This window comes from Actinopolyspora mzabensis (assembly GCF_900101095.1).
Lineage (GTDB): Bacteria > Actinomycetota > Actinomycetes > Mycobacteriales > Pseudonocardiaceae > Actinopolyspora > Actinopolyspora mzabensis.
This window is the reverse complement of the sequence record NZ_FNFM01000016.1, coordinates 71,443-77,459: the sequence shown is the minus strand read 5'-3', so window position 1 is coordinate 77,459 and position 6,017 is coordinate 71,443. Positions and strand designations below refer to the sequence as shown.

General features: G+C 70.5%; 6 protein-coding genes. 4 read left to right on the top strand and 2 right to left on the bottom strand.

Annotated elements, in window-relative coordinates:
- Both BLR41_RS22165 and BLR41_RS22160 read left to right on the top strand, forming a co-directional pair.
- Window positions 1-195: hypothetical protein (locus BLR41_RS22165; RefSeq protein ID WP_245694277.1), on the top strand; the 195-nt coding region annotated here is incomplete at its 5' end.
- Window positions 195-641, top strand: a complete 447-nt coding sequence (locus tag BLR41_RS22160) for a hypothetical protein (protein WP_143013162.1) — start codon at window positions 195-197, stop codon at window positions 639-641. The genes BLR41_RS22165 and BLR41_RS22160, both read left to right, overlap by 1 nt.
- Window positions 642-891: 250 nt before the next feature.
- Here the strand turns inward: BLR41_RS22160 and BLR41_RS22155 are convergent, their stop codons facing one another.
- A complete protein-coding gene (locus tag BLR41_RS22155; protein WP_176798101.1) occupies window positions 892-1,527 on the bottom strand; it encodes a class I SAM-dependent DNA methyltransferase in 636 nt (211 codons plus the stop codon).
- A gap of 226 nt (window positions 1,528-1,753) precedes the next feature.
- Window positions 1,754-3,046 (bottom strand): MFS transporter, encoded by a 1,293-nt coding sequence (locus tag BLR41_RS22150; protein ID WP_092632721.1) that lies wholly within the window; start codon window positions 3,044-3,046, stop codon window positions 1,754-1,756.
- A gap of 227 nt (window positions 3,047-3,273) precedes the next feature.
- Here BLR41_RS22150 and BLR41_RS22145 point away from each other — a divergent pair, with 227 nt between their 5' ends.
- Together BLR41_RS22145 and BLR41_RS22140 are read left to right on the top strand one after the other, a co-directional pair.
- A complete protein-coding gene (locus tag BLR41_RS22145) occupies window positions 3,274-4,188 on the top strand; it encodes a LysR family transcriptional regulator (RefSeq protein WP_245780196.1) in 915 nt (304 codons plus the stop codon).
- 130 nt (window positions 4,189-4,318) lie between these two features.
- Window positions 4,319-5,794: a saccharopine dehydrogenase NADP-binding domain-containing protein gene (locus BLR41_RS22140; protein WP_092632718.1), complete on the top strand. Its 1,476-nt coding sequence runs from the start codon at window positions 4,319-4,321 to the stop codon at window positions 5,792-5,794.
- The last annotated feature ends 223 nt before the right edge of the window (window positions 5,795-6,017 follow it).

Below are 6,017 nucleotides of genomic sequence, written 5' to 3'. Positions count from 1 at the left end.
GTGCTGGAGCGGGTGGCCTACGACCTGGCCGGTGGTCGGGCCACGGCGCGGCAGTGCGCGGAGACGGCGGTGGTGCTGGAGCGGGTGGCGCGGCAGCTGCGGGAGCACGCGGCGGCGGTGTCGTTCGGTGGTGGGGCCGTGGACGGTGTGGTCGATGCGGGTGTGCTGGGTGATGAGGGTGGTGGTGCCCGGTGATGGTGGGTTCGGTGTGGCCGGTGGGGACGGCGTTGGTGCTGGCCGGGGTGGTGGTGGTGTTGCGGTGCTGGTCGCGGCGGGGCGCCTGGCGTCCGCGTCATGCCGGGGGCAGTGGTCCGGCGGCCCACGGGGTGGCGGCGTTGCGGTTGCGGCCGTATTTCCGGGAGGAGCGGCCCACGGTGGAGTTGATCGGGTGGCCGCTGGTTGATCCGGATGAGCGGCCGCGGCTGTTCGCCCCGGCGGTACCGGGGCCGGTGGCGCCGTCGGTGGTTCCCGCGGCTGCCGAGGCTGGTGCGGCGGCTGGTACCGCGACCGGTACCGGACTCGCTGCCGGGGTCGGGGAGCCCGGGAGTGTCGAGAGCGGCCTGGGCAGCGCGGCCGAGCAGCCGGACCTGGTTGTCATGGGCAGAGTGTTGGCCGGGCTGCGGCGGCTCCAGAACCCCTGATCTCCTGAGCTCTGCCACTCCGACTTCTTCGCATCACCGCCTTGGCGCGGCCCGCAGTCATGGTCCGGGTGTCCCGACCAGCCCCGACACAGTGGCGGGACACCCGGACCGCCCCGACCTGGACCTCGTCAATTTCTCGAGAAATCGCCGGGAGGATCGCGGGGAGAGCTCGGCGCTGGAGGAGGACTTGGACCTTGGAAGAGGACGGGGATCCTGGAAGAGGGATGGGGCCTTGGAAGAAGGCGAGGATCTAGGGTTTGCGGGCGAGCAGCAGCTGGTGCTGCTCGGTCTCGGCGCCGCTCCGTCCGGTGGGGACGAACGGTTCCGAGCTGTCCCGCAGCACCTCCAGGCCCGCCCGCTCCAACAGCCGCGGCCACTCCTCGGCGGCGAAGCTGGTGGCCCGCATCGGGTAGCCCAGAAAGCGCACCACCCGCTGCTCGATGTCGCCGGGCACCGTCAGCAGTGCGAACACGCCACCCGGCGCGAGCCACTCCCGCACCCGCTCCAGCATGGTGCGGACCTCCGCGCGCGAGAGCGTCAGCAACGAGAAGAACGCCACCACCGCGTGCAACGACTCCGGCGGGAAGTCCCGGTCGCGGATGTCGGTGAGCTCGAACCGCGCCCCCGGGACCCGCTGCCGGGCCAGCTCGATCATGGTGGCCGAGACGTCCAGGCCGGTCACCTCGAACCCGGCGCCGGACAATCGCTCCGCCACGGGGCGGCCGGTGCCGCTGCCCAGGTCGAGCACCTCGTCACCGGGCCGCAGCCGCGCCAGCAGCTCGTGCAGCCCCTGCCACACCAGCCACGCCTCGTGGAACGCCGCCTCGTAGTCGGCCCCGAGCTCGTCGAACACCTCGGCCGGGTCCAGCACACCGTCCGAATCCACGTCGACTCCAAGGCGTAGGCGGCGGTTACCGCCTTCGATGCTGCGGCGCGATCACCGGCCGGTCCAGCAGAAACGCCGAGTCCCGGGGAAACGCCGGAACCGACGGAGAACGCGGCGGTAACTCGCCGCTCCGAGAGTTCGCGGGGAGCCCCGGTGAACACCGGCGACTCCCCGCGTCCGAATCAGCTCCGCGGGTCGTACCCGCTCCGCGACGATTCCCGGACAGTCAGCTCCTGACCCCGGCCACGGACTCGTTCGAGCCCGCCCGTTCCGAGCTCACTCCGACCGACTCCTCGGCGTGCGAGGCGGGCCGCGCCGCGATCGCCACCGCCAGCGCACCCAGCGCGCCGATGGCCGCGAAGGCGTAGAAGCCCCACGGGTAGGCGATACCGGCCGTGAGCAGCGCACCACCGATCAGCGGGCCGCTGATCGCGCCGATGCGCCCCACACCGGTGGTCCAGCCCAGCCCGGTGGCCCTGCTGTCCACCGGGTAGCTGCGCCCCACGAACGCGTAGACCAGCACCTGGGCGCTGAACACGAAGAACCCGGCGAAGAACACCGCCGCGTAGAGCCCGAAGGCGGGCAGCCGGACGCTGAGCAGCGCCAGCATCACGGCGGCCGCGCCGAACCAGGCCACCGTGGAGCCCTTCACACCCGCCTTGTCCGCCACGCGACCGGCCACGACCAGGCCGATCACCGCACCGGCGTTGAGCGTCAGCAGCAGCCCCAGCGAGGTCCCGAGCGGGTACCCGGCGCTGCGCATGATCTCCGGCAGCCAGGTGTTGAGCCCGTACACCAGGATCAGCCCCAGGAACGAGGTGATCCAGAAGGCCAGCGTGGAGCGGGCCATGCCGTCGCGGAACAGCAGCGTGATGCTCTGCCGCGCCGAGGCGCCGTGCGACTCGGTGGACTTCGCCGCCTTGGCCCGGAAGACCTCGGACTCGGGCAGGTAGCGCCACATCAGCGGCACCAGCACCACGGCGGGCAGCGCCCCCGCCACGAACATGGCGTGCCACCCGAAGTTCGGGATCAGCGCGATCCCCAGCAGCGCGGTCAGCACCGCGCCCACGTGGTAGCCCGTCATGATCGTGGTGGTGGCGCTGCTGCGCCACGAGCCCCGCGCGTACTCGGTGGTCAGCGTGATCGCGGTCGGCAGGCAGCCACCCAGGCCCAGCCCCGCCAGGAACCGCAGCAGCCCGAACACGAACACCGAGGGCGCCACCGCGCACAGCAGCGTGAACAGCGAGAAGGTGGTCACCGCCACCAGCAGCACCTTGCGGCGCCCGATCAGGTCCGTGACCGTTCCGATCGTCAGCGCGCCGACCATCATGCCGATCAGCCCGACCGTGGAGACCACCGACGCGCTCGCGGGCGTCAGCCCCCACACGTCGTTCTCGAGCATCACGGGCAGCACCGATCCGAGCACCACCAGATCGAAGCCGTCCAGCAGCACCGCCGCCCAACACAGCGGCAGCACCCAAGCGGCGCCCGCGCGACTAGTCGTCTCAACACCCGACACAGCACTCTCCTAGCTGGGTTGGACGTGGTTGGAAGTTCCGGCCGGTCACACCGTCTCCCCGCCCGGTCGGCGTCGCGTGGTCGCGGCGTCGCGCGGCGTGTCATGGGGTCCGGGCGGGATGGTGACCGTCGGGTAGCAGCCTGACTTTGACGTAAGTCATATGTCCAATACCATCTCGTGACGGTAGTCATACGATCAAAATATGCGGCACGGCTGTGCTGCGACGGATGGCGGAAGTGGAACTACGACACCTGCGGTATTTCGTGACCATCGCGGAGGAGCAGAGCCTCACCCGCGCGGCAGCGCGATTGCACATCGCGCAACCTCCGTTGAGCGCGCAGCTGCGCAAGCTCGAAACGGAACTGGGAACCAACCTCGTGCACCGCACCGCGCGCGGCGCGCAGCTCACCGAGGCGGGCAAGGTGCTGCTGGAGGAGGCGCGGCGCATCCTGCACGAGGTGGAACAGGCGGGCCGGATGACCCGGGAAGTGGGCAGCGGGCTGGTGGGCAGACTCGCGCTCGGGTTCATCCCCTCCGCGTCGAACGCGGTGCTGCCGCCCATGCTGCGCCGGTTCAAGGCCGAGTACCCCGACGTGACGCTGCACCTGCAGGAGATGCGTCCCGACGAGATCGTGGACCGGCTGCACGACCGGCGGATCGACGCCGGGCTGTTCTACCTCCCGTTCGAGGACCCCGCGCTGCACGTCCGACCGGTGGCCGAGGAGTCGCTGCTGCTCGCGCTGCCCGCCACACACCGGCTGGCCGACCGGGAGCGGGTGCGGCTCGACGAGGTCTCCGACGAACCGTTCATCCTGCCCGCCCGCCACGGCAGCATGCCCGGGCTTTACGCGATCGTGGTCGAGGCCTGCGAACGCGCGGGGTTCACCCCGCGAGTGGTGCAGCGCGACGTCTGGCTGATGCAGACCATCGTCGGGCTCGTGGCCGGTGGCATGGGAGTGGCGGTGGTGCCCGCCTCGATGCGCAGCCTGCAGCGAGCCGGTGCCGTCTTCCTTACGCTGAGCGACGTGGGGGAGCGGGCCCAGACCGCGATCTCGTGGCGGCGCGGCAGCACACCGCCGGTGCTGCGGTCCTTCCTGGACATCGTCACGGGATCATCCAGCGGGGTCGGCCCCGACGAGTAGCTCCCCGGACGAGTAGCTGCCGAAGCGGTTTCGCGAGCGCGGTTTTCTCGACGTGACGACGCTGCTCCGATCGGCTCGTGTTCCCACCGTGCTGTGGACCACGGCAGGAACCTGATCTATACGTTGTGCCATGCGTGCCGACTGGCGGGTGGAGTTCACCGGGCGAATCCTGCTGCTCGGCTGCGGGGCGGTCTCCCGATGCCTGCAACCGCTGCTGCTGCGTCATCTCACCATGGACTTCCGCGAACTGACCATCATGGACCGGGTCGATTCACGGACCGGGGCCGAACCGGCCCTGGCACGTGGAGCGCGTTTCGTCAGGCACCGGCTCACCAGGCAGAACTACCCGCACACCCTGGCTCGGGAACTGGGACCCGGCGACGTGCTGATCAATCTGACCTGGGACGTCGACTCCCGCGACCTGCTGTGGTGGTGCCACCGCAACGGGGTGCGCTACCTCGACACCTCGCTGGAGACCTGGGTGTCCGACGGCGACTCCACCACGAGCGCGGCCGACCGAACCACCTACCGCAGACACGGCAAGCTGAACGAGCTGGCCGCCCGGCTCGACCCGACGGGACCGACGGCGGTGGTCGAACACGGCGCCAACCCCGGCCTGGTCAGCCACCTGACCAAACGCGCACTGCACGACGTCGCCACCGCCGTGCTCGCCGATCGGAACGCGGTATCCGGTCCGGCGGTCGATGACGACGGTGCGCTGGAGTCGGCGCTGGCGGACGGCGATCACGCCCGCATCGCCATGACGACCGGCACGCGGGCCATCCACATCTCCGAACGGGACACCCAGCGCGGCGAGGTCCCGAAGGAGGTGGACGAGTTCGTCAACACCTGGTCGGTCAAGGGCTTCTACGAGGAGGCGACCGCGCCGGCCGAACTCGGGTGGGGCACCCACGAGCGCGAGCTGCCGCCGCTGGCCGTCACCCACGAGACCGGCCCCCGCAACCAGATCTACCTCGCCCGCACCGGGATGAGCACCTGGGTTCGCTCCTGGGTGCCCTCCACCGGGCCGATGCTGGGAATGATGATCAGCCACGGGGAGACCTACACCATCAGCGACGGTCTCACCGTCCGCGATCCGAGCGGGCTGCCGACCTACCGCCCGACGGTGCATTTCGCCTACCTGCCCAGCGACGCCGCCCTCGCCTCGCTGCACGAGTTCCGGATGCGGGGGTACCGGACGCAGTCGCGGCAGCGGATCGTCGACGACGAGATCGTGGCGGGTTCCGACGAGCTCGGCGTGCTGCTGCTCGGCCACGGCCGCAACGGCTGGTGGACCGGTACGAGCCTGGACATCCACCAGGCGCGTTCCCTGGTTCCGGGGCAGAACGCCACCACGCTGCAGGTCGCGGCTTCGGCGCTCGGTGCGCTGCGCTGGATGCTGCTGCACCCGAACCGGGGGCTGTGCGTACCCGACGAGCTCGATCACGAGGAGGTGCTGGCCGCTGCGGAACCCTACCTCGGCGAGTGCCCCTCCGTGCCGACGGACTGGACCCCGTTCGACGGGGCCGACGACCGACTCGACGTGCCGGTGCGGAGCTCGGACGAGGACGATCTCTGGCAGTTCGGCAACGTCCTGGTGCGTTGAGACGTCCTGGTGCGTTCAAACGCCGTTCCGGTTCGGAGAACCTCCCGCCCGCGGTACCCCGATTCCGGCTCGGACACTCCCGCACGGCACGGGTTCCGGCGCCGCGCTTCGGTGTCCCAACCACCGGACGCGCGGCGAATCGTGTCCACCGACACGTGGTCGATCTCCGCTGCACCCGGCATGGTGGCGGAAGTCGTACGCGGTGTATCGAGAAGGTGTGAAC